General features: G+C 64.3%; 21 protein-coding genes and 1 pseudogene. 8 read left to right on the top strand and 14 right to left on the bottom strand.

Annotation, left to right across the window (positions count from 1 at the left end; translation table 11 throughout):
- Positions 1 to 12 precede the first annotated feature (12 nt).
- Positions 13 to 645: a DUF2461 domain-containing protein gene (locus tag GOSPT_RS21050; RefSeq protein WP_005208835.1), complete on the bottom strand. Its 633-nt coding sequence runs from the start codon at positions 643 to 645 to the stop codon at positions 13 to 15.
- A 79-nt stretch (positions 646 to 724) separates the two neighbouring features.
- On the opposite strand from GOSPT_RS21050, the gene GOSPT_RS21045 reads away from it, so the two are divergent.
- Entirely contained in the window at positions 725 to 1,279 is a 555-nt protein-coding gene (locus GOSPT_RS21045) for a hypothetical protein (RefSeq protein WP_039856949.1), read from the top strand.
- A 27-nt stretch (positions 1,280 to 1,306) separates the two neighbouring features.
- Here GOSPT_RS21045 and GOSPT_RS21040 read toward each other — a convergent pair whose 3' ends face one another.
- The 4 genes from GOSPT_RS21040 to GOSPT_RS21025 form a co-directional block, all read right to left on the bottom strand.
- On the bottom strand, positions 1,307 to 1,510 hold the full coding sequence (locus tag GOSPT_RS21040; protein ID WP_005208831.1) for a hypervirulence associated TUDOR domain-containing protein: 204 nt from the start codon (positions 1,508 to 1,510) through the stop codon (positions 1,307 to 1,309).
- Positions 1,511 to 1,608: 98 nt separating this feature from the next.
- Positions 1,609 to 2,508, bottom strand: a complete 900-nt coding sequence (locus tag GOSPT_RS21035) for a ferredoxin family protein (protein ID WP_039856937.1) — start codon at positions 2,506 to 2,508, stop codon at positions 1,609 to 1,611.
- Positions 2,505 to 3,731: a cupin domain-containing protein gene (locus tag GOSPT_RS21030; protein ID WP_039856936.1), complete on the bottom strand. Its 1,227-nt coding sequence runs from the start codon at positions 3,729 to 3,731 to the stop codon at positions 2,505 to 2,507. The genes GOSPT_RS21035 and GOSPT_RS21030 overlap by 4 nt, the downstream gene beginning before the upstream one ends.
- 9 nt (positions 3,732 to 3,740) lie before the next feature.
- Entirely contained in the window at positions 3,741 to 3,995 is a 255-nt protein-coding gene (locus tag GOSPT_RS21025) for a hypothetical protein (RefSeq protein WP_005208825.1), read from the bottom strand.
- Positions 3,996 to 4,165: 170 nt separating this feature from the next.
- Here GOSPT_RS21025 and GOSPT_RS21020 point away from each other — a divergent pair, with 170 nt between their 5' ends.
- Positions 4,166 to 4,627, top strand: a complete 462-nt coding sequence (locus tag GOSPT_RS21020; protein WP_005208823.1) for a mycothiol transferase — start codon at positions 4,166 to 4,168, stop codon at positions 4,625 to 4,627.
- 186 nt (positions 4,628 to 4,813) lie between these two features.
- The gene (locus GOSPT_RS21015; protein ID WP_005208821.1) at positions 4,814 to 6,640 is read left to right on the top strand and encodes an HNH endonuclease signature motif containing protein; all 1,827 of its coding nucleotides are present in this window, start codon (positions 4,814 to 4,816) and stop codon (positions 6,638 to 6,640) included.
- A 178-nt stretch (positions 6,641 to 6,818) separates the two neighbouring features.
- On the opposite strand, the pseudogene GOSPT_RS21010 reads toward GOSPT_RS21015, so the two are convergent.
- Both GOSPT_RS21010 and GOSPT_RS21005 read right to left on the bottom strand, forming a co-directional pair.
- Positions 6,819 to 8,829: pseudogene (locus GOSPT_RS21010) on the bottom strand (amidase).
- Entirely contained in the window at positions 8,826 to 9,860 is a 1,035-nt protein-coding gene (locus GOSPT_RS21005; protein WP_039856935.1) for an agmatine deiminase family protein, read from the bottom strand. Before GOSPT_RS21005 ends, GOSPT_RS21010 begins: the two are co-directional and overlap by 4 nt.
- Before the next feature lie 147 nt (positions 9,861 to 10,007).
- Here GOSPT_RS21005 and GOSPT_RS21000 point away from each other — a divergent pair, with 147 nt between their 5' ends.
- The gene (locus GOSPT_RS21000; RefSeq protein ID WP_039856934.1) at positions 10,008 to 10,676 is read left to right on the top strand and encodes a TetR/AcrR family transcriptional regulator; all 669 of its coding nucleotides are present in this window, start codon (positions 10,008 to 10,010) and stop codon (positions 10,674 to 10,676) included.
- Positions 10,677 to 10,705: 29 nt separating this feature from the next.
- Here GOSPT_RS21000 and GOSPT_RS20995 read toward each other — a convergent pair whose 3' ends face one another.
- Both GOSPT_RS20995 and GOSPT_RS20990 read right to left on the bottom strand, forming a co-directional pair.
- On the bottom strand, positions 10,706 to 11,593 hold the full coding sequence (locus GOSPT_RS20995) for a 2-hydroxy-3-oxopropionate reductase (RefSeq protein ID WP_005208809.1): 888 nt from the start codon (positions 11,591 to 11,593) through the stop codon (positions 10,706 to 10,708).
- Between the two features lie 44 nt (positions 11,594 to 11,637).
- A complete protein-coding gene (locus GOSPT_RS20990) occupies positions 11,638 to 12,450 on the bottom strand; it encodes a hydroxypyruvate isomerase family protein (RefSeq protein ID WP_005208807.1) in 813 nt (270 codons plus the stop codon).
- A 267-nt stretch (positions 12,451 to 12,717) separates the two neighbouring features.
- Here GOSPT_RS20990 and GOSPT_RS20985 point away from each other — a divergent pair, with 267 nt between their 5' ends.
- Positions 12,718 to 14,343, top strand: coding sequence for an MFS transporter (locus tag GOSPT_RS20985; protein ID WP_039856932.1), 1,626 nt, complete (start codon positions 12,718 to 12,720; stop codon positions 14,341 to 14,343).
- 70 nt (positions 14,344 to 14,413) lie between these two features.
- Here GOSPT_RS20985 and GOSPT_RS24000 read toward each other — a convergent pair whose 3' ends face one another.
- The 5 genes from GOSPT_RS24000 to GOSPT_RS24705 all read right to left on the bottom strand — a co-directional run bounded on the left by GOSPT_RS24000 (position 14,414) and on the right by GOSPT_RS24705 (position 18,810).
- The gene (locus GOSPT_RS24000; RefSeq protein ID WP_156529293.1) at positions 14,414 to 14,560 is read right to left on the bottom strand and encodes a hypothetical protein; all 147 of its coding nucleotides are present in this window, start codon (positions 14,558 to 14,560) and stop codon (positions 14,414 to 14,416) included.
- A 70-nt stretch (positions 14,561 to 14,630) separates the two neighbouring features.
- Positions 14,631 to 15,374: a M23 family metallopeptidase gene (locus GOSPT_RS20980; protein WP_005208804.1), complete on the bottom strand. Its 744-nt coding sequence runs from the start codon at positions 15,372 to 15,374 to the stop codon at positions 14,631 to 14,633.
- A 247-nt stretch (positions 15,375 to 15,621) separates the two neighbouring features.
- Complete coding sequence (locus GOSPT_RS20970) at positions 15,622 to 17,397, bottom strand: GMC family oxidoreductase N-terminal domain-containing protein (protein WP_005208800.1); 1,776 nt, start codon at positions 17,395 to 17,397, stop codon at positions 15,622 to 15,624.
- Entirely contained in the window at positions 17,398 to 18,285 is an 888-nt protein-coding gene (locus tag GOSPT_RS20965) for a hypothetical protein (protein WP_005208797.1), read from the bottom strand.
- Positions 18,286 to 18,810, bottom strand: a complete 525-nt coding sequence (locus GOSPT_RS24705; RefSeq protein WP_168431333.1) for a YdcF family protein — start codon at positions 18,808 to 18,810, stop codon at positions 18,286 to 18,288. It lies immediately after the preceding gene.
- Between GOSPT_RS24705 and GOSPT_RS23995 the strand changes: the two genes are divergently transcribed.
- The 3 genes from GOSPT_RS23995 to GOSPT_RS20940 are packed head-to-tail and all read left to right on the top strand — an operon-like array spanning position 18,763 to position 21,067.
- Positions 18,763 to 19,902, top strand: a complete 1,140-nt coding sequence (locus tag GOSPT_RS23995; RefSeq protein ID WP_005208794.1) for a hypothetical protein — start codon at positions 18,763 to 18,765, stop codon at positions 19,900 to 19,902. The genes GOSPT_RS24705 and GOSPT_RS23995 overlap by 48 nt on opposite strands.
- Positions 19,788 to 20,618 (top strand): FUSC family protein, encoded by an 831-nt coding sequence (locus GOSPT_RS20945; RefSeq protein ID WP_267625577.1) that lies wholly within the window; start codon positions 19,788 to 19,790, stop codon positions 20,616 to 20,618. The genes GOSPT_RS23995 and GOSPT_RS20945 overlap by 115 nt, the downstream gene beginning before the upstream one ends.
- A 47-nt stretch (positions 20,619 to 20,665) precedes the next feature.
- The gene (locus tag GOSPT_RS20940) at positions 20,666 to 21,067 is read left to right on the top strand and encodes a hypothetical protein (protein WP_141630966.1); all 402 of its coding nucleotides are present in this window, start codon (positions 20,666 to 20,668) and stop codon (positions 21,065 to 21,067) included.
- The last annotated feature ends 7 nt before the right edge of the window (positions 21,068 to 21,074 follow it).

Here is a 21,074-nt window from a genome sequence, read left to right as displayed (position 1 = left end):
GTCAACCAGCGGTCACGCAAGAGCGTGTCGGGTGAGCCAGTCGATCAGCGGCGCGGTCGTCCGCCAGTCATCCCGCACGCGGTCGACCAACTCCGGCGTATGGATCACCGCGTCGAACCCGTAGGGGTGTGACACGGTGAACGTCTTGTGTCGCAGCAGTTCGATGCGCGGGTGTCCCGGGTCCCAGCCTCGTGGTGCGGTTTTGAGACGACCTCCGCCCACCTCCCAGCCGGTCGCGGTGAGGTCGGCGACGATCTGTTCGAGTTCGCGGCCACGTCGATCATCGTCGATGGCTGTGCGCATCGCGGACAATCGCTCGGCGGAAGCGTCGTAGAAGCCGGCACCCACCATGACGCCCGGTGCACCGATCTGCACGTAGTAGCCGGTCGCCGGTGCCACGGCAACGTAGGCACCCTGGTGGGTCTTGTAGGGCGACTTGTCTTTCGAGAACCGGACGTCGCGGTAGGGGCGGAACAGCTTCGCTTCACCGAACTCGTCGGCAAGTGCGTCGGTCAGCTCACGCATCGGTGCGGCCACAGCGCTCTGATATGTCTGCTTGTGTTGTTCCCAGAAAGCCTTGCTGTTGTCGACCTCGAGGTCGTCGTAGAAATCGAGGGCGGCCTCGGGGAAGCCCTGAAAAGACATGTCCCGAGGGTACGACTCGCCGCGCCGGATCGAGGCGAACGTGTTCTATGACGATCGATGAAATGGCACGATGAAGGGGATGACGCAGCTGACGTACGAAGAGTTCGGCCGCCGGTTCTTCGAGGTCGCCGTGACCGAAGAGCGGGTGGGGTCGGCGTTCTCCTCCATTACGGGTGGATCTTTCGACGTCGGGCCCATCCCGTCCGGCCCCGGTGGGCTCGCTCGCGTGACCGCGCACGTCGAGATCGGCGAGCCGCGTATCGCGCGCAATGTCGGCGAACTGATCACGTTCACCGTTGAGATCATGCTGACCATCGGTCTCGTCGTGGATCTGCGAGTCGATCGCATCAAGTACGACGTCGACGGGCTGATCACACTTCCGTTGACCGTTCGTGCCGCCGAGCCGCTGGAGTTGCGGATCGACGTCACTCCGCCGCGGCCGAAAGACGTGATCGTGGGCGTCGCGTCACACAACCTGCGTGGCGAATTCATTCGTGCCGTCGGTCAGGTCGACACCGAAATCAAGCGCTTTGTCGCCCAGCACGTGGCGGAAGAGATCGACAAGCCCGAGGTCAAAGCTGCTCGCATCATCGACGTCGGTGCCGAACTCGGTCGGGCCTTCGAAAATATGTGACCTGTCGAGAATGTGGGTACGAATCACTCACTTCTTGGTGAGCGACGACTCCTTGTGTGCGGCCTGCGATCCGGTCTTCGACGATTCGACAATCCAGTACGGGTCGTCGTCGCTTGCATTGAACTTCTGACCGTCGAAGGTGAATGGCGATGTGCGCTTTTCCTTCGCGTGCCCATGCGTCGGTCCCTGGGACGTATTCCATTCGACGGTGTCGTTCTTGTTGATTCCCATGAGTCGAGCATGCGCGCTCACCGACGCCGACGGCGCTCGTCGACGTGGGTGACGCGTGCTCGATACGTCGCCGACCACCGATCGATACAGGGTCACGGTCAGGTCGCGGCGACCTGTCCGAAGGCGATGGAGTCCAGCGTGAACTGCCGTACGCGTCCAGCGACATTCGCTTGACACATCGAAAACAGCGGCTCGGAGAACTCCTCACCGAGCACCACGTCGACGGGGCCGACGTGGCCCGTCAGACGGACGCGGATCCGCCCATCGACGTGTGTGACGTCGATCGGCGCGAACGAGTCGATGCGGTCATCTCCGGTCTCGACACGGGCGAAGTGCTGTGCGGCCTGCACGGCGTGGGGGAGTGACGTACGTCCACGCAGCAGTGAATCCACAAGGCGCCCTTGGGTGTACAGCTCGACGATGGACGCTGGGTCGACGGCGGTGTCGAGTCGTCCGTAACAGAGACCATGCGGAAGGATCAGCCCTGTCGCGGCGAAGCGGTCACCACCGAGGTGTGAACACTCCCACGTCCACTCCGGATACGCCGACGCGATCGATGCTGTCGCGGCCCGACCCCGAACTGCACAGCACTGGTCATGCTTACCGTGCGCGCACACTGCGACGAGAGGTTCGGTCGATGGAGCACCGTCGGACCCGTCGAGCGCGAGGTCGAGATAGCCTGCGGGACCGTCGACTTCGCCAGCGTGCACGCTTTCTGCTCCCGGCGTGGAGTCCACGATGAACCAACGCCACCGTGGTGCTTGCGGTCGGCGTCCCGGTCGTCGAATCGCGACAATCCGCATGCGCTGCTTCTCGACCCGACGCACGATGCTCAGACCGAGGTCGGGGTCGATGATGGACGGCGATTGCAGGAACGCCGAATGTCCCCACGCACCACCGAGTTCGAGCAGGACCCACAACGTTCCCGCCGAGGCTGTGCCGTAGATCGGATCACCGCGCTCCGCGGATTGCACGCTACACGGAGGACGACGGGTCATCCGGTTGGAACCGATCCACTCTCGAGAACGACGACGCCCTCACGAAGCAGTCTGCGAATCAGCACGAGGCTGTCGGCGGCGTCGAGTCCCGGTAGTTCACCCGCGGTGACGGTGGCTCCGGATACTGCGGCCTCGAGTGCCTCTGTGCAGTAGTCGGGGAAGCTGATGGTCCGATCGGGAAGGCGAATCTCTGTGCGCTGCAACGCACGACGGACTTCGACGACGAGGCCGTGGCGTCGACTCACCGTCGTGTGTTCGGTGAGTGAGTTGACTGCGTCGAGTGTGGCGAGCGGTCGAACTGCCACGGGTCGGGTTCGCTCGGCGTGGATCGTCGACAACCGCGCGGCGGTACTCTCGGCCAGATCTGTTGTGTTGGCCTGCAATACGTCGATGACGGCGGCAATTGTCTTGGCTGCCAGCGCCGCTGACTCGTCGGGATCGGTGAAGTCGGTGCCCATCGGGAGCGCGGTGCGTAGCGATTCGACCGTCCCGAGTTGGTCGACGACCGTCCGGACCAGATCGAAGGCAGTGACAGCCGATACCCCGACCGTGAGATGAATCGACGTGTGGCCGAGAGCTTCTGCCGAGTGGAGCCATCCGCGCGGAAGGTACAGGGCGTCGCCGGGTTCGAGGACGGTGTCGATCACCGGCTCTTCGTGACTGCGCGCCTCGATGGCATCGCGGTGGTCGGTCCAGGGTTGGTCGGCGAGGGGATCGGTGTGAACCGGGGAGTGAACCCGCCAATGCTTGCTGCCGGAGATCTGCAGTACGAAGACGTCGTGCACGTCGTAGTGGGGATCGAAACCGCGGTTTGCGGGTGGGGTGATGTAGGCGTTGGCCTGTACCGGGTGTCCGAGGTCGTCGACCATCCCGCGCACAAAGTCGATGATGGGCGGCCACAGTCGGTGCAACCCCTGTAGAACGATCGTGGCACCAGAGGCGAACTGCGCCAGCACTTTTGCCGAATCGACCTGATCGGGCATCTCTGCACCGAAACCGGCCGGCCCGAGGTAGTTCTCTTTGCCTACCAGGCCGCCTTCCTTGGCCATCCGGATGAACGGTGCACGCACCCCGCGCTCGGCGATCAACTCGTCGACGCTGCGCGGCGAGAGAAGATCGTCGAAGTCGCGGGGGAGCGCGTCCGATCTGCTGAGCAGAGGACGCCGACCCCAGTGATCACGCGCGAACGTGTCGGGGTCGATGGCGATGCAGCGGCTCAGCATTGTCGTCACTCAGGCGGTGCCGTCTGCCCCGCCGTCGTGTCCATCGGGGTTGGAGCCGCCGTCGGCTGGTCCTTCGCCGGGTGAGGCGGTGCCGTCTGCGCCGCCGTCGTGTCCGCCGGGGTTGGAGCCGCCGTCGGCTGGTCCTTCGCCGGGTGAGGCGGTGCCGTCTGCGCCGCCGTCGTGTCCGCCGGGATTCGAGCCGCCATCGGCAGGACCTTCGCCCCCTGGGCTGGAGGTGGTGATGTCGTCGTCGTCGAGTGCCATGGGTAAACCCTTTCCTCGTTGGGAGTCACTCGGTTGGGGACTCCACACTCCACTATGTCGACATGTGACGCTCTTGACGAGGATTCGTCGACGAGGGTCGAAGTTCGTTACTGCGCCGAGATGGCGGTTCCTGCAAGGTCACGATGATTCGAACGTGACACGCTGTAGCGATGGATCTCTGGTTTGAGGCCGCTCGTGACACCGCTGATCGATGCTGGGACGGCATTCTCGCCACGCTCGACGGCGTGGCCGACGCCGACCTCAACAGCAGACTGCCGGTCGCAGGCTCCAACGCGCCGTACGCGATTGTCCACCACTGCATCGAGATGACCCGCTGGTGGCTGGGAACATTCGGCTGCGGATTGGACCTGCCCCGTGATCGGTCGGGGGAGTTCGAGGCCACCGGAACGCGCGACGATCTCGTCGTGCGTATCGCGCAGGTCCGCGCCGACGTGGATGTGTGGGCGACGCGTATGTTGCGCAACGGAATTGCGGGCCGCGATGCACGCGGAACACGCGCGAATGTCGACCTCGACACCGTTACGCCGCAGTGGGTTGTGCTGCATGTCGTACACGAGCTTGCCCAGCACCTGGGCCAGCTGCAGGTAACGCGCGATTTGTTGAGCGCCTGAAGTTGAGCGCCTGAATCGGTACCGCGGATTCTGCGTGAGTCCGAATCGCGGACAACTGGTCGATCAGCCTGTCGTCATCGGTTTTCGATGGCTCGAAAGTTTCTTCGATTTTTCCTCGACGCTGTCCGTATTGTCTGGTAGTGTAGAACACATATTCGAGACGACGTGGGGCGGGGGTGGCGGCACGTGAACGACAACAGCAATCAGGGCACTGGTGAGAATGGCCGTGCGCCTTCGGTTTTGGCTGCTGCGGCGGTGGGGTCTGCGGATGCGGTGGTGGCGGAGAAACTGTCACGCCTTGCCGCGGTGTTGGATGAGCTGGCTGCCGTGGATGTGTCGTTGGTGTCCGACGACGTGCTCGTCGAAGCCACCGTCGAAGCCGAACGGCTAGCACTGCGGACGGCCGGTGCGGTCACCGACCGCTTGATCGTGGAAGCGTCCGACCGCGACCTGCCGCACTCGTTGGGTTTTCGCGATATTCGGAATTTCATGGGGCAACGTCTGCATATTGGCGATCCGGCCGCCCGATATCGGGTGATCGCGGCGACCGGCTCCTTCACCACCATCTGCGGTGACCGCCTCCCACCCTCCTGTCCCACGTTGGCCGGCTACGTCGTGGAAGGGCGCGTCGCCGGCGCGCACGTCCGCGCGGTACTCGAAGTGTTGGAGGCGATCCCCGCCGACATTTCGGCGGAGACGAAAGCTGCCGCCGAAGCACAGATGGCCGGGTATGCGGTCCAGTTCACCCCCACCGAAATCACCAACCTCGGTTCACGGCTACTCGCCCACCTCGATCCGGATGGATCACTCACCAACCCGAAAGACCGCAAACGACGACGACGGTTATGGGTGAACCGGCAAAACGCACAACTCATGTCGCGGTTGACCGCCGATCTCGATCCGATCGCCCGCGCCCGGCTCGACACCGTGCTGGACTCGTGGGCAAAACCCGGCATGAACAACCCCGACGACCCCGATTCGCCCGTCGGGCCGATCACCACCGCCAATGCTGAACAGGTCGCGGCGGCAGCGCTGCGGGATCAACGCTCACCCGCCCAACGCAACCACGACGCCTTCTCCGCCCTACTCGGGCAAGTGTTGGAATCCGGCATGCTCGGCAACACCCATCGGGGATTACCGATCCAGGTAATCGTCACCACCAGCCTGCACGAGTTGGAAGCACAAGCAGGGATCGCGCAAACCACGTCCGGAACGCTCCTGCCGATCGACGATGTGATCGAGATGGCCGCTAAGAGTGGTGCGAGTCAGTATTTGGCGGTGTTCGGTGAACACACCAGCATCCCGCTCTACCTTGGTCGGTCGAAGCGGATCGCGTCGTTGGGGCAACGGTTCGCGTCGTTCGCCTCACCCGGCGGGAAAATGTGTTCCGCACCCGGCTGCAACCAACCCGCGAGCAGGGTGCAGATGCATCACGCCGCCAAGGACTGGGCCGACGGCGGGTTGACCGATATCGACCAGTTGGTGCCGGCGTGTGATGTGCACAATCGGCGGGTCGGTAAAAAGCCTGGGCAGTTCACCACCCGCATGATCACCGACGGACCCGACACCGGGCGTGTTGCGTGGCGATTGAACGCCAAGCCCGGTATGCCCGAGAATCCCGAACGCATCAACCGCATCGCCGACGTCAAAGCCGACTTCCACGACTACCTCGCCGCCGAGCACATCAGCAACGAGGCCGCCGCCGCAGCACGCGCGGCCGGTAGCGGAATCGCCACAGACACAACTGTTACCGCGATTGTGCCTCCGCCCTCAATGCCGGACCCGCCCCGCGGGCGGGTCGAGCTCGCTCTGGTGGGCGCACTGCCCTTGAGCGATACCCTGCGCCTTAGCCCGCGCGTCGACATCCAATGGAACCTCGCTGATCCACCCGACCCCGACTCGCCCACAGACCCAGACGCGCCAACAGGTCCAGCCCCACCAGCCAGCCCCTGGTGGCTCGGCGGCATCGACCCACCAGGAGGCGCCGACCCACCGCTGGCCGACGCCGCCTGACCACCGCGTGAACTGACCGGTGTGCCGACCCGGCCGACACGCTGGCCCGACGAACTGGGCGAGTCGTCGAATCCGGTTGTGCCGCAACCCGTCTACACCCCGCCACCACACCCCGGTGGCGGGGCAGACGTGGTTGCTCGAGGCAGGTTCGAATAGCGTCCGGATAGACGGAGTGTGGTCAGATGCCGTCCACGGTCACATATTCGGCGTTGGCAGCGCCGTTCGATGACGTCGCGATCGCCGTCACGAGTGCGCCGTACGGGATGCGCCACGCGGAGTGTTGTCGCGTGAGCTCAGCCGCGGGAATCTCGATCGAGGCTGTGAAGCTCGATCCCTCGCGGTCGACCGGAACAGCATCTCCGTCGACGAAGACCTGCAGCAGGTCGGCGTCGGACGAGCCCGAGACCTCGATGACGGCCACCTGCGCATCGCGTCGAGCGGACGCTGTCAGTTCGAGCGCGGGGACGTCGCCGTCGGACACGACGCCTGGGCGTCTCAGCGGTGGCAGCTCCGGCGTCGACGGCGGAGCGGTGCGGCGTCGAGAGGCGTGCTCGTAGGCCCAGCCGTAGGCGAGAAGTGCGTTGTCGTCGTAGGCGCGCCCGGCGAATGTCAGGTTCACGGGCATTCCGATGTCACTCATCGCGCCCATCGTGACGTTGACAGTCGGAATGCCGTAGTGACGGATCATGGTGTTGCCGGTCGACACCCACACCCCGTTTGCCATGGCACGTTCGTGCGATGCCGCATTGATGTCGGCGTCTGCAGGTCCGACGTCGAGCGCAGAAGGGAACACCAGCGCGTCGAGGCCGAGTTCGTCGAGCCACTCCTCCAAGTCGACACGACGCAGTTCCTCGAGCCCGCGGACGCCCTCGGCCAGATCCGGGATCTCATCGAGCGTTGGGATTCCGAGTGCGGCGCGCTCTGGGTACTCGCTGATGTCCAGGTTGTACCGCGCGTAATACCCGTGCAGCTCATCGGGAATCGCGCCGTCGGGCAGCGGGAAGATCAACGACCCCTCGACGTCGGCGAGGCGGTTCAGTGCGGGGTCGCCGTTGGCCTGCAAAGAAGTCGTTCCACGACCAGACGGTGAGGTCCCACATCTCGGCGTCGAAGAATCCCTCCGGCAGGATTCCGCGGGCATAGCCGTCGCGGGCGTCGGGTCGGTCGAGTTCGTAGTTGGTCAGGGCGGGGAAGTCGACGTCGACCACTTCGGCGCCCGCTGCCTCCAGATCTTCCCGCGCGCGGTTCCACAGATCGATGACCGAGGGTCGTGGTGTGATCGGCCAGCCCGCGTCGGGGTCGTCTCCCAGGATGATTCGGGGTATCCCGAAACGCTTGCCTCGCAATGCATTGTCATCGCGGAGTTCCAGATACGACTCGGGCCGCACCGACGACGCTGCGGGCAACTCCACCCACGGCTGCGTGCGCCAGAAGTCGCCTCGGGTGTCGGCGTCATCGGCGACGAGAACATCGAGCAGTGCGAGCATATCGTCGACCGTACGTGTATGCGGCACAACGACATCCATTGTTGGTGTCAGAGGCCAGTTGCCGCGCACCGAGATCACGCCGCGCGACGGCGTGTACGCGACGAGCGCGTTGTTCGACGCGGGGGAGCGGCCACTCGACCACGTTTCCTCGCCGAGGCCGAAAGCCGCCAGGCTCGCAGTCGTCGACGCACCGGAACCGTTCGACGAGCCGGACAGGTACGCGGCCGCGAGATAGTCACTGTTGTAAGGACTCTCGGCCCTCCCGTATACGCCACGCTGCATACCGCCATTGGCCATCGGAGGCATGTTGGTGAGACCGAGGCAGATGGCTCCGGCGCTTCGCAGGCGTTCAACGGCAAATGCGTCTGAACCCGCGACAAGATGTGCGAACGCCGGCGACCCCGACGCCACGGTGAGGCCCTTCACCCGGTAACTGTCCTTCGCGGTGTACGGGATGCCGTCGAACGGCCCGTACGCCTCGCCACGGGCACGGCGTTCGTCCGATGCGCGCGCTTCGTCGAACATCGTCGGATTGAGAACGGGAATCGCGTTGAGCGTCAACCCATGTCGATCGTATCGACCGATGCGATTCAGATACCCGCAGACGAGTTCGACGCTGGTGACCGCGCCTGATTCCAGCGCGGCACTCAGTTCGGATATCGATGCCTCCACCAGTGGTGGGGTTTGTGCCGGGGACGTCATGACGTGGCGCCGACGGCCGGTTGTTGCTGGGTGATGCAGTGGATTCCACCGCCGCGCGCCAGGATCTCGCGGGCGTCGATGGTCACCACACGCCGGCCGGGGTAGACCGACGCCAGGATCTCGGCTGCGCGCGCGTCGGCCTCCGGTTCACCGTAACCACATGCGACGACACCACCATTGACGACGAGGTGGTTGATGTAGCTGTAGTCGACGAAGCCCTCGGAGTCCCGGATCGTTTCGGGAGCGGGCAGATCGACGATGTTCCACGATCGCCCGGCTGCGTCGGTGGTGCCTTCGAAGAACCCGCGCAAACCCTTGGTGACTGCGTGGTCGGGATGGTCGGGATTCGGCTGATGGTGGAGCAGCAGCGTCCCGGGGGAGGGGATGGTCGCGACCATGTCGACGTGACCGCGCGTGCCGAACCGCTCGTAGTCGCGGGTCAGACCGCGGGGGAGCCAGATGACCTTCCGTGCGCCGATCGTGCGCTCGAGCTCGGCTTCGATCGTCTCGCGCGTGGCGTAGGGATTGCGGTAGGGGTCGAGTTGGACGGTCTCGGTGACGAGTACGGTGCCCTCGCCGTCGACGTGGATGGCGCCACCCTCCTGGACGAGCATCGAGCTGACAACGGGGACACCAGCCCGGCCCGCGACCACGCGCCCGATCTGACGATCGTTGGTCCACTCAGCCCACTCCTGTGCGCCCCAACCGTTGAACGTCCATGTGACAGCGCCGAGTTGGCCGGCGTCGTCGATGACGAAGGTCGGTCCGATGTCGCGCATCCACGAGTCGTCTAGCGGTGCTTCGACGATCTCGATCTCCTCCGAGAGCAGGGCGCGCGCACGCGTCGTCTCGGTCGGGTCGACGACCATGATGACCTTCTCGAACTGCGCGACCGTATTGGCAACCTCGCTCCACGCGGCGTACGCGGTCTCGGCGTCGGCCGCGCTCTCGGCGAGGGTGGTGTTGGTCCGTGGAAACGCCATCCACACACGCTCGTGGGGGGCCGTCTCGGCGGGCATTGTCCAGGACATATCGGTGCCTTTCGTTATTGATCGAACAATCAATAACTAGAACGGTAAGGGGTGTGGGCCGGGTCGTCAAGCGGAACGAGCAAATTATTGATCTTGTGATCAATAGCGGTTGACTCCATGATGGCCAGGCACGATGATCGCTGAGTGATGGTCTCGAAGAGTCGGACGCGTGCACCCCGCAAGTCGCCTGAGGAACGGGCCGACGAAATCCGCTCCGCCGCGTGTCAGGTCGCTCGTGTCGATGGGCTTCCGGGGCTGACGTTGAGGTCTGTCGGCGCACAGGCAGGCGTTGCACCTGCGCTCGTCGCGCATTACGAGCCGAGTATGGACGAGCTCGTCGCGTCGACATTCGAGGCAATCACGAGCGCCGAGGTCGACGAGATCGCCGAACTCATTGCCGATGATCCGAACGCGACGTCGAAGCTGAGGAACTTGATTACGACGCTGACCGAGCCTGGCCGCGACGACGTCACGATCGTCTGGGCCGACGCCTTCAGCCTCGGCAGGGTCAATCGCCCTCTCGCCGCGGCTGTTCGGGATGTGATGGGTCGGTGGCAGTCACTGGTGTCAGAGCTCATCATCGAGGGTGTCGACGCGGGTGAGTTCGTCACCGACGATGCGGCCGACGTCGCGTGGCAGTTCCTCGGAATGATCGACGGCGTGAACTCGCACGCACTGGTGCACTACGCGGGTGCTCCCGACAGAGGGCGTCTCGTTCGACGCGCGATGGAGAACGAGCTCGGCCTCGAACGCGGCACTCTGCAGCCGGGCGGGGGACAGCAGGGCGGTGCAGTAGGGCGTAGGGCGGGGCAGTAGGGCGGGGGACAGCAGCGCGGGCTAGAACATCACAGCTGGTCGAGCCTGCCCGACAGTCGTTCGACCGTCCGAAACAGCGCGGCGTGATCGAGGTCGCCGTCGCCGTTGGCCCGCGCCGACGCCATGAGCGTCGCGACGAGGGAGCCGATCGGAAGAGCCAATCCTGCCTCACGAGCGGAAGCGGTGACGATCCCGAGATCCTTGTGGTGCAAGTCGATTCGCGCTCCCGGTGTAAAGTCTCTGTCGATCATCCGGTGTGCCTTGTGGTTGAGCACAGTCGACCCCGCGAGTCCTCCGCCGAGGACGTCGACCGCTGCCGTGGTCTGTACCCCGTTGGCCTCGAGGTAGACGAGTGCCTCGGCGAGTGCGGCGATATTGGCGGCCACGATCAGTTGATTGGCCGCTTTGACCAATTGTCCACTGCCGCTTGGGCCTACGTGTACGACGGTCGAACCGACAGCACGCAAGAGGGGTGATGCGGCATCGAATGCCTTTTTCGAGCCGCCGGCCATGATCGACAGAGTGGCATTGACCGCGCCCTCTTCGCCGCCCGACACCGGTGCGTCGAGGAATGTGTAGCCGTGCGCCGAGGCATCGTCGGACAACCGGACCGCGACGTCGGGTCTGATGGTCGAGAAGTCGACGATGACCGTGCCAGGATTGGCATGTGTGAACACGCCATCGGGCCCAGTCAGCGCCTGCTCGACATCGGGGGAGTCGGGGAGCACGGTGGCAACGATGTCGGCATCGGCGACCGCTTCCGCGATGGACTGTGCCGCGGTTCCACCGGCGTCGATGAGTGCAGCGGCCTTCGACGCTGTGCGGTTGTAGCCGACGACGCGATGCCCAGCGCGTACCGTGTTGATCGACATTGGACTGCCCATCACGCCGAGTCCGATGAACGCGATGGTTGCCATGAGGGTGCTCCTCCGTGGTGTGGTGATATGAATGCCGTTGTGTTTCAGTGTGCGCCGTTGGTGAACGCCGCGAGCCACGCGATCGGGTCGGCCAGTGTCTGTCGATACTCGAGACTGATCCATCTCGGATACCCGGCTTCGTCGAGCGTGTCGAGATGTCGCGCGAAGTCCATTGTGCCCGTGCCTGGTTCGCCGCGGCCAGGGGCGTCGGCGATCTGCACATGGCCGATCCGGCCGGTGTGGCGCGAGAGCACGTGGTCGAGATCGTCGCCATTCGTCGACAGGTGATACAGATCGGCGAGGAGTGCGACGTTGTCTATCCGGTGCTCGCGTCGAACGGCGTCGGACACTGCGAGCGCATCGTCGGCAAGGCGGAGCGGATAGTCCGGGAGCGCACTGAGTGGTTCGAGGAGGATCTGTGCGCCGATCGTCGCAGCGGCACGAGCCGCGACGGCAAGGTTGTCGACTGCCAGTGAGTCTTGTTCGGCCACATCGAGTCCTGCCATGCGGTTGCCGTAGAGCGCATTGAAACCGACGGTGCGCAGTCGTGCGCCGATGCCGACCGCAACGTCGATGCTCTCGACGAACTCGCGCGTCCTGGGCGGATGCGACAGCAGCCCGCGCTCGCCCGCCGCGAGATCACCCGCGGCGAGGTTGAGGTGGGTGAGACGTACCCCGGCGTCGTCGATTGCCGACACGAACTCGTCGACCTCTCGATCGGCAGGGACGGCGTCGTCGAATGGCCACCAGAATTCGACGGCGTCGAAGCCCGCATCTCGCGCTGCCTGCGGTCGACGCAGCAGCGGTAGGTCGGTGAACAGCATCGAGCAGTTCACGGTCAGCCGTTGGGGGTTCATCGTGGCTACCTCGTGTGGGCTCAACTCGGCTGGCGTGACGTTGCTCACGACTGTTCCACCGCCGTTGGTGGGCGTCTCATGAACAACTAGCCTTGCTGAGGTTGTCAAGGCCAATCTAACGGTGTCGGTGTCGCCACCCTTACCGAGGGACTTGCTGTCCGTACTCGGCGCGGCCTGAGTTCGTGGCTGTCGACCGTTTAGTAGAGTTTGCCTCCGCTGCCGGGCAGAGACCGCGTGCGGCCAGGGTGTTCCGCGTATCGTGCTGCCATGCGACGGTGGAGGGTCCTGCTCATACTCAGCGCTGCGCAGTTCATCATGGTGCTCGACACCACGGTCATGAACGTGTCGGTGTCGCAGGTCGTCGCCGACCTCGGCACGACGTTGACCCAGGTTCAGCTCGCGATCACGCTGTACACCCTGGTCATGGGATCGTTCATGCTCTTCGGTGGTCGCCTCGGCGATATGTTCGGCAGGCGGAGGATCTTCGCCATTGGCCTCATCGTGTACGGAATCGGTTCGCTGATCACGGCATTCAGTCAGAACATCGGCATGCTCTTGTTCGGGTGGTCCTTTGTCGAGGGAGCCGGAGCGGTCATGGTGATTCCGGCGATCATCTCGTTGACGGCGTCGAACTATTCGGGTCGCGATCGCGCGACCGCCTACAGCGCACTCGGTGGTATCGCCGCAGCCGGCGCGGCGGCCGGTCCGTTGATCGGGGGATGGGTGACCGAAGCACTCACCTGGCGGGTGGTCTTCGCTGCGGAGACTGTGGTGTGCGTGCTCGTCGTGCTCGCGGTGCGGACCATCGCCGACGACGAGAAGACCGAGTCGGGTCGGATGGACTGGATCGGCACCGCGTTGTCGGTGGCGGGGCTCGGCCTCATCGTGATCGCGCTGCTGCAGGCAGGCGTCTGGGGCTTCATCAGGCCGCGAGGTGCACTGACGATCGGCGACGTGAGAGTGACACCGTTCGGATTCTCGGTGGTGCCGTTCATGATTGCGCTCGGCGTCTTCGTGCTCATCGGTCTTGTGTCCTGGGAGCGTCGTGTCATCGAACGCGGCGACACGCCACTACTTCACCCCGCATTGCTTCGAAAACTGCAGCTGCGCAACGGATTGATCATGCTGCTCGCGCAGCAGACCATCATCGGCGGGATGTTCTTCATCATTCCGATCTACCTGCAGTACGCGCTGCAGATGAACGCGTTCGAGACGGGAGTGAAGCTCGCGCCCATGTCGGTGGCCATGTTGATCGCAGCATTCGCGAGCCCGAAACTGGCTGCGACGCAGTCGCCGCGGCGGATGGTCAGAACCGGTCTGGTACTCGTGATCGTCGGTTGTGTACTTCTGGTGACCACCATCGACCCCGAGCTCAACAATGTTGTGTTCGCCGTCGGCATGGCCATCTTCGGTGCCGGATTCGGTTTCATAGCAGCGCAACTCGGCAATGTGATCATGTCGTCGGTGGGTAATCGTGACCGTGGTGAGGCGGGCGGATTGCAGGGCACGGCCCAGAACATCGGGACATCGGTGGGTGTTGCGCTGCTCGGTGCGTTACTTGTTGCCGCGCTGAGCTCAGGTTTCAACACGGCAGCTCAGGCAGACTCGGCGATTTCGGCGCAGACAAAGAATCAGATCAGCGACGCGACGTCGAACGGCGTCGAAATCCTGGGTCGAGACCAGCTCGAGGTGGTCGCTCAGGAGCACGGTATCCCTGCGGGCGAGGTGTCGACACTTGTCGACGGCTACGTCGACGCGCAGCTGGAGGCGATCAAGATGGCGATCCTGCTGGCCGCCTTCTTGGCGCTGCTCGGACTTGTTGGCGCTCAACGACTTCCGGAAGTTCCCGGCGCCGAGTTGGGCAGCGAAGACCCGGCCGCGGTCGGAAAGTGATCACGTCTGACGGCTCATCTCAGGTGCCTTGAGGCTCATCTCAGGTGCGGAGTGTGCGCCCGCGAAGTGATCAGTCGTTGCTCGAATCCGAAGGGTTCGATCCCGTTCCGTCGTAGCTGATCATCCCGCCGTGATCCTGTGGCTTGTCGTGCTTGAGCTTGTAGATGAGCCCAATCACGCCGGCAACGACGAGCAGCGTGAAGAAGATGAATCCCATGGCAATCTCCAGCGGGCTGCGACGATGTGCGTCGATCTGCGCACATCGTCGAGAATACTGCTCCGGGAGGTCAGGGGTTGACCCCGCGCGATGCCAGCCACACCTGTGGGTTGATCTTTTGTCCGCTCTTGTCCCAGACCTCGTAATGCAGGTGGGGGCCGGTGGACTGTCCACGATTGCCGACGGTGGCGATCGTCTGGCCGACGTGGACCTTCTGGCCCGCCTTGACGAAGCTCTCGTTCACGTGTCCGTAGACGCCGGTCGTGCCGTCGTCCTGGCGAACACGAACCCACATCCCGAAGCCCGACGCCGGGCCCGATTCGAGGACGGTGCCGTCGGTGACGGCGTGGATCGGGGTGCCGACGCGGTTGGCAATGTCGACGCCGTAGTGATGCGACCCCCACCGTGAGCCGTACCCGGAGGTCACGGTGCCGGAGGTGGGTGCAACGGCACGCTTTTTGCCCGGGACTTGTGCATTCGGGGGCAATGCGTTGCGGGTGAGTTCCTCTAGCTGGGGTGGAAGCGTGATGTTCTCCGGCAGCTTGAGATTCTCGGGCAACTTGATGTTCTCGGGCAACGCCACGGTTGGTGCCGCGAGCTTGGGAGCCGGATTTGCGGCAGCCTGCGCTGCGCCGACGGACCCGAGGCCGATCGCTCCGGTGATCGCGGCGAGAGTGGCGGTCTTCAGCTTGAGGGTGTGCGCATTGCTGGGAGCTGCGCGGTGCTGACCACGGCTGGCGCGAGGTTGCGAGTCAAGGACCGCGCGCGTTGCGGTCGGGATCGAGTCACGGTCGGTCAATCGGTGGTGAGGCACTGCAATACGTCCGCTCTGGGGTTGGTAACGCTTTGATATCGGAATGGACACGGCGAGACTATCAGACGCGGGACTTGGGCGACATGTCGCGTTTGTCGGAGAGGTTCAGATTGGAGTGTTGTCGCAGGTCACACACGGTGGAGGGTGTCATGAATCGTTCGCGCGGCCCAGTCTGCTGGCGCACAACATCGAGGTGCTTGCCGACCTGACCGCGACGCCCGCCTCGATCGAGACAGGGCAGTAGGGGTTAGAGCCCGAGTTCGATCATCCGCTTCGTGATCCGGTCGTCGGTGGTCGCGATCGGTTCGCCAGTGGCCACCCAAGGGTCGCCTCCGAAGTAGGTAGCCATGATCTTCTCCGCCGTTCGAGTGGCGAGCGCCTGGGTGGTCAGGGTGGGGTTGGGTCCGCCGAGAGAATTGGCGAGAACGGAGTTGTCCGCGATGAATACCCGGTCGACGAATCGCGCCTCACCGCTGGGGCGGGTCACGGAGTTGCGGGCAGACTCGCCCATGCGCATCGACGAGTGCACGTGGAGGAGCAGGGGAGCCCAATCCAGCCGATACACCTTTCGTGCACCGGCTTTCCGTAGGAGCTGCGCCGCCTTCGTCGCGATGTACTCGCGATTGCGCCGGGTCGGCGCCGACCGTTTGCGAATGTCGATGTCGACTTTCGCGACAGCGCCGTGGGAGTCGGCCGGGAAAAGTGAAGGCACTATTCGGCAATCGGGCTCGACGTGGTCGTCGGTGATACACAGGACGTTCAGCATCCGGTCGATTCCGTGAGCCATGAAGTCGCGGAGTTCGTCGCCGGCCAGTCGTCCAGTGGGGCCGTCCCACGCGCCCCGCATCCCACGGCCGTTGGTGTACTGGCCGCGAATACCGCTGTTGGACAACGTCATCGTGAATGCCTGGATCGCCGGGGTGACGCCGGAGTTCTCCAAGCATCCATATCCGGGGAACTCGACCCGTGCACAAGAGTTGGCACCCCGCGTGTTGCCGGTGACCTCATCGAAAAGGCCTACCACCCAGTCGAACCAGTGGTCCGTGTGTCCGCGACCCACCCAGCCGTTCGGGTTCGGCAATCCACTGTTGAACCACAGCCGCGGGCTCTCGGTGGCGCCACCGGCCATCACCACGACCTCCGCGTCTTCACGGTGTCGCGCGCCAGTGACGTTGTCTCGCCATGTCACTCCGGTGGCGCGGACGCGTCCGCCGCGCTCCTCTGTGTGAATCTGCTCGACGAAGGACTCCGCACGCAACTCCATCGGCTTGCCGCCTCGGCGAACCGCATCGGCGGCGAGGCCGAGCGGAACGTAACTGTTGTCTGTGGATCGGCGGGCGAAGAGGTTTCGGGGTGCGCGTGCCGGTTGGTAGCAGCCCTGAAAACAGTGGCCACAGAATGTGCAACCCGTCGCCTGCGGGTAGACGAGAAGGTTGGAATCTGTTGTGCGGCCGGCATTTCCGGTTGGGTGCAAAATACAGTTCGGCTGCGGTCGAAAGGCTGCTCGAGTCGTGTCCCGTGATCGTTGCAGCGGCAACCCCAAGCCTTCGCAGCCTCGGAAGAAGACCGCCTCCTTGGTCCCCATCGGGGCAGGCTTGACCGGCAAGGTCGCTTCCACCCACTCCAGATATGGGACAAGTTCGCGGTAGGTGAAGGGGAAGCGATGGGCGGTGTCGTACAAGGCGGCGTCGGCACCGCGGTAGCCGACGAACACACCGGGATACGGCCGTGGACTGTTGCCGAAGAAGTGCTGAGTAGTGCCGCCCACACCACCCAATTCCCAGACGAAGCTGTTCTGTGCCCACTCGCGATGCCAGTACGGTGTGGACCGGTCGCCCGGTCCGAAGCGGAGGAAACCAGCCGTCGGGTCATTGGCGTCGAACTCGAGATGCGACCACTGTTTGGCGGGGTTCGCCTGGCGCGGACCACCCTCGAGCAGCAACACGTCGAGGCCTTGTCCGGCGAGTTCGGCAGCGACCACCGGGCCGCCCCCACCAGCGCCGATCACAATGACGTCACGCACTCAGAACTCCTCGAATCCCTTGTAATAGCCGATAAAATCGTCGTTGCCGTCGACCAGTCCGTTGGGCCGGTATCCGGTGATGTTCCAACTGACGGGACGCCGAGACAGACGTCGCGAGGTGTGGTCGTAGAGCCGATGCTCGCTCCACACGGTGAACGCCGAACCGTCGAGCAGGATCCCCCCGACGAAGCGCAACAGGCCCGCACCGGACCCGCGAAGCGGTTGCGGCAGCGCGTTGTCGAAGACGGCGAGTAGATCGGCAGCAGGTTGTTCGATCAACTGAAACGCACGGGCTTTCGTCTGAAAGTCGGCGTTGGCGAAGGGTGAGGCAAACGGACCTGCAAGCGGTGCGCCGACGAGTAGCGCTGCGACATCCATGACCAGTCCGGCGATCAGGGACAACGGAAAGGTGCGGTCGTTGTCGCTGACGCCGAGCGCGCGGTCGACTGCCGAGGCCACCTGGTCGTCGGGAAGCCGCGTCGGTGTGACGGCCAGGTCGGTGAGCGTCACCGAGAGGGCCACCGCCAGTGGCCGGAGAAGCTCGTCCCCTTGCGGCAGGAAACGGTCCACCAGACCGACGAACTCGTCGGCGGCACCGTCAGACATCGCGCCGGGACCGCGCCCGGTGACACCCTGCTGCTTCGAGTACCGGTCGTCACCCGGCATCACCATGACCGATACGCCACGGAGCGCGTCGCGCGACGATATGCGCAGCCCCCCGAGTACCTGTCTTGCGATGGGCGGCATGTCGAGATAGCCGTCGGGCGGGGACGGCGCGGCGCGTGCCGCAGGTGTGCGCGACAACGCGAGAACCACCGTGGCGAGACCAGACGCACCCAACAACTGACGCCGACTGATCCGGTAGGAGTCCGGGGAAGAATCGGACATCTAGAGCGTCGCCGTGTTGTGGGTCACATGTGCGAGGCTACGGCACGACCGTCGGAAAAGTCGCTTTCGTCGGGTGTTAACGCACCTCGGGCCGCGAGTCTGTCGAAGCTGTGTACGAATTCCAGCGCGGCGGGTGGCACCGGCTGGTCGTCGGCGAATTCCTCGCGCGCGCTGATGATCAGTGCAACCGCCGCCGCGGCCAACCACAACCCGGAAATGGCGGCACAGATGATCAGATTCTGTCTGCGGTAATGCACCACGGTTGCGGCGAACTCCCGGAGGAAGCCTGACGGGAGGTAATACCAGGCGGTGGGTGAACCGACGACGATCGCCCCCGGAATGCCCAACTCTCGGCTCAGCGATGCGCTGCGCGCACGTGGAATTGTTCGTGACGACGACCATCTGGGTGGAGCTGATTCCCCGTTCGGCCAACAGCCGTAGCGAATTCTCCAGGTTCTCGCGAGTATTGGTCGACGCGTGCTCGAGGAGTACGGCATCGGCGGATACGTGAGTTTCCTCGGCCACGTCTCGACCAAGGACCCCACTCCCCGGGCGCGACTTGTGACCGCGTGTCTTCAACTCATCGTCGCGCTGTTTTTTGCGACGCTTGCCGCGCTGCTCGAGCCGTACCGTTTCGCGGCGGTTGTGGCTTTCGTCGCGGTGTCAGGCCTCGCGGTGTGGGTTCGACGATTCGGTCCACGGGGTGGAGCGCTGGGATTCGCAGCCTTCTTTCCGTACTTCCTCACTCTGTTGCTACGCCTGGACCAGAGCCAGCTGCCCGTCCTGTGGCCGGTGATCGCCCTCACCGTGTGCGCCGGGATACTTCTGCGTGTGGTGGCGCTTCGTGAGCGGCCGCAGCGTCAGATCGCGTTGCTGCTCAGGGAGTGTCGCAGCGCGGCCGACACCGCCCTGCTCGCCGCACAGCGCGCCACCAGCCGGTCCGTTCGCCCGCATATCGAGCGCGACCTCGCCCGGCTCGGTGGAATGTCGCTCGCGATCAACAACTGGCAGTCACGGTTCGACACGCATCGTCATCTGGATTGCGAACCAGAGACTCTTGCCGACCTGGTGGTGGATGCACAGATCTCGGTGGAGCAGGTGTGCAATCAGCTCGTTGCCGACCGCTTCGACAACGCGTCGCCGACAGACGACGGCGTACTCCCACGAAACGCATTGCTCGACGCCGCGATCACCGATCTGCACACCGTGCTGGCCAAGGACATCGACGTCGAAGCAAGCCGTGCCGCGGCACGTCGGGCAAAACGAATCGAGGCCATCGTCGACATCCGCGAGGCGGGCGGACTGGTCACCCTGGAGATCTCGCGCTGCGTACGTATGTGGCATGCGCTGAATGAACTCATCGTTTCGACTGGCGAACCGGACTTGGTTCCCCCTACCGACCCCGCCGACGTCCATCGGGAGCACCACCTGCGACGTCCCGGGTTGGCCTCCCTCGGGATCTCGCCACCGCCATGGAAACTGCAGCCCTGGAAACTGCAGCCCTGGCGCGACTGGGAGCCCACGTCGCGGCTGGCTGTTCAGGTGATGTTCGCCACCGCACTGGCTTCCGTCGTAGGCGAGATGATTGCTGCTTCGCGCTGGTACTGGGCCGTCTGACCGCGTTCATCGTCTTCATGAAGGCCAGCACGCGCGCCGCTGTGCTGACTCGCGCGATGGACCGGATCGTCGGCACTGTGCTGGGAGTCGTGATCGGGGCGCTCGTGGTGGTGGCCGTGAACCATCACGTGATCCCCGAACTGATCCTCGGCGTGCTCTGCGTCTTCCTCGCAAGTTGCTTCGGCTCGGTCCGATACACCTACCTGGTGGTGTTCATCACCGTGATGATCGCTGCACTGTTCGATCTGCTGGGTGTCTTCGACATGCGGCTGCTCGTCGTTCGCATCGAGGAGACGGTGGCGGGCTCCCTGATCGGGGTGGTGTGCGCCTACTTGATTCTCTCAATCAATTCGCGGCCCATGCTCATCGATTCCATCGCCAAGTACTTCGACGCCCTGGACGGCGCCCTCGCCTGCGTTGCCACTGGACTCACCACTGTGGGCGAGCAGCATCAGATCACCGACGCCACCGACGTCCATGCGGCACTGGACCGAATCCGGGAGCGGGCCAGGGTGACTCGCGCGGTCCTCGGTGGCGAAGGGGAGTCGGCGGTCGACCCCGCCCACATCCCCGTCATCGCACTGCTCGCCAGGCTGAACGTGGAGCCGGACAGTTCCCGCGGCGAAGCGATCGTGGCCGCGTCCCGTCTCAATCAGCTTCTGGAGGATCTGGATCAGACAGCGGCTAAGGCGCCGGATGCTGCTGCACAACAATGAGACCAGCCATAGAAACGAATAAACCCCTAATGAACAGGGGTTTCGTGGTGCACACGCTGGGACGGTACTCAAAAACCAGGGAAGCGCCGTCTCTCCTCGAGAAATGCCTAGCCTTACGGGACGGCGAACCGGCTGCGCAACCGACCCGACCGAAGCCTCGCAGACTCAAGGACAAGATCAAAGACGCAGACCGGAAAGCCATTGTTGCGGCGTACGTGGCGGGCGGAGCAAGTCTCGCCGCTCTCGCCGAAGAGTACGGCGTCAGCGACTATTCGATCCGCATGGTCCTGCGCAAGGCCGGCATTCCACCGCAACGACGGACAGTGACGGCAAAGCAAGTTGCCCGGGTCCATGAGCTGTGCGCGGAAGGATTGAAGCCGGAGGCGATTGCCGCGGAAGTTGGGATGGGGCATGCCAACGTGAGATTGATCGTTGCTGGGCTGAAATAGACCTCGG

Source organism: Gordonia sputi NBRC 100414 (assembly GCF_000248055.1).
Lineage (GTDB): Bacteria > Actinomycetota > Actinomycetes > Mycobacteriales > Mycobacteriaceae > Gordonia > Gordonia sputi.
Note: the sequence above shows the minus strand (reverse complement) of the source record. Positions and strands in the feature narration are given on the sequence as shown.

What these genes read in the sequence shown, in the direction of transcription:
- GOSPT_RS20995 (WP_005208809.1), bottom strand. Translation starts at nt 11,593, where the DNA reads ATGGCAACCATCGCGTTCATCGGACTCGGCGTGATGGGCAGTCCAATG.
- GOSPT_RS21005 (WP_039856935.1), bottom strand. Translation starts at nt 9,860, where the DNA reads ATGTCCTGGACAATGCCCGCCGAGACGGCCCCCCACGAGCGTGTGTGG.
- GOSPT_RS20965 (WP_005208797.1), bottom strand. Translation starts at nt 18,285, where the DNA reads ATGTCCGATTCTTCCCCGGACTCCTACCGGATCAGTCGGCGTCAGTTG.
- GOSPT_RS21025 (WP_005208825.1), bottom strand. Translation starts at nt 3,995, where the DNA reads ATGGCACTCGACGACGACGACATCACCACCTCCAGCCCAGGGGGCGAA.
- GOSPT_RS21040 (WP_005208831.1), bottom strand. Translation starts at nt 1,510, where the DNA reads ATGGGAATCAACAAGAACGACACCGTCGAATGGAATACGTCCCAGGGA.
- GOSPT_RS21050 (WP_005208835.1), bottom strand. Translation starts at nt 645, where the DNA reads ATGTCTTTTCAGGGCTTCCCCGAGGCCGCCCTCGATTTCTACGACGAC.
- GOSPT_RS20990 (WP_005208807.1), bottom strand. Translation starts at nt 12,450, where the DNA reads ATGAACCCCCAACGGCTGACCGTGAACTGCTCGATGCTGTTCACCGAC.
- GOSPT_RS24000 (WP_156529293.1), bottom strand. Translation starts at nt 14,560, where the DNA reads ATGGGATTCATCTTCTTCACGCTGCTCGTCGTTGCCGGCGTGATTGGG.
- GOSPT_RS20985 (WP_039856932.1), top strand. Translation starts at nt 12,718, where the DNA reads ATGCGACGGTGGAGGGTCCTGCTCATACTCAGCGCTGCGCAGTTCATC.
- GOSPT_RS21045 (WP_039856949.1), top strand. Translation starts at nt 725, where the DNA reads ATGACGCAGCTGACGTACGAAGAGTTCGGCCGCCGGTTCTTCGAGGTC.
- GOSPT_RS21035 (WP_039856937.1), bottom strand. Translation starts at nt 2,508, where the DNA reads ATGACCCGTCGTCCTCCGTGTAGCGTGCAATCCGCGGAGCGCGGTGAT.
- GOSPT_RS21020 (WP_005208823.1), top strand. Translation starts at nt 4,166, where the DNA reads ATGGATCTCTGGTTTGAGGCCGCTCGTGACACCGCTGATCGATGCTGG.
- GOSPT_RS21030 (WP_039856936.1), bottom strand. Translation starts at nt 3,731, where the DNA reads ATGCTGAGCCGCTGCATCGCCATCGACCCCGACACGTTCGCGCGTGAT.
- GOSPT_RS21000 (WP_039856934.1), top strand. Translation starts at nt 10,008, where the DNA reads ATGGTCTCGAAGAGTCGGACGCGTGCACCCCGCAAGTCGCCTGAGGAA.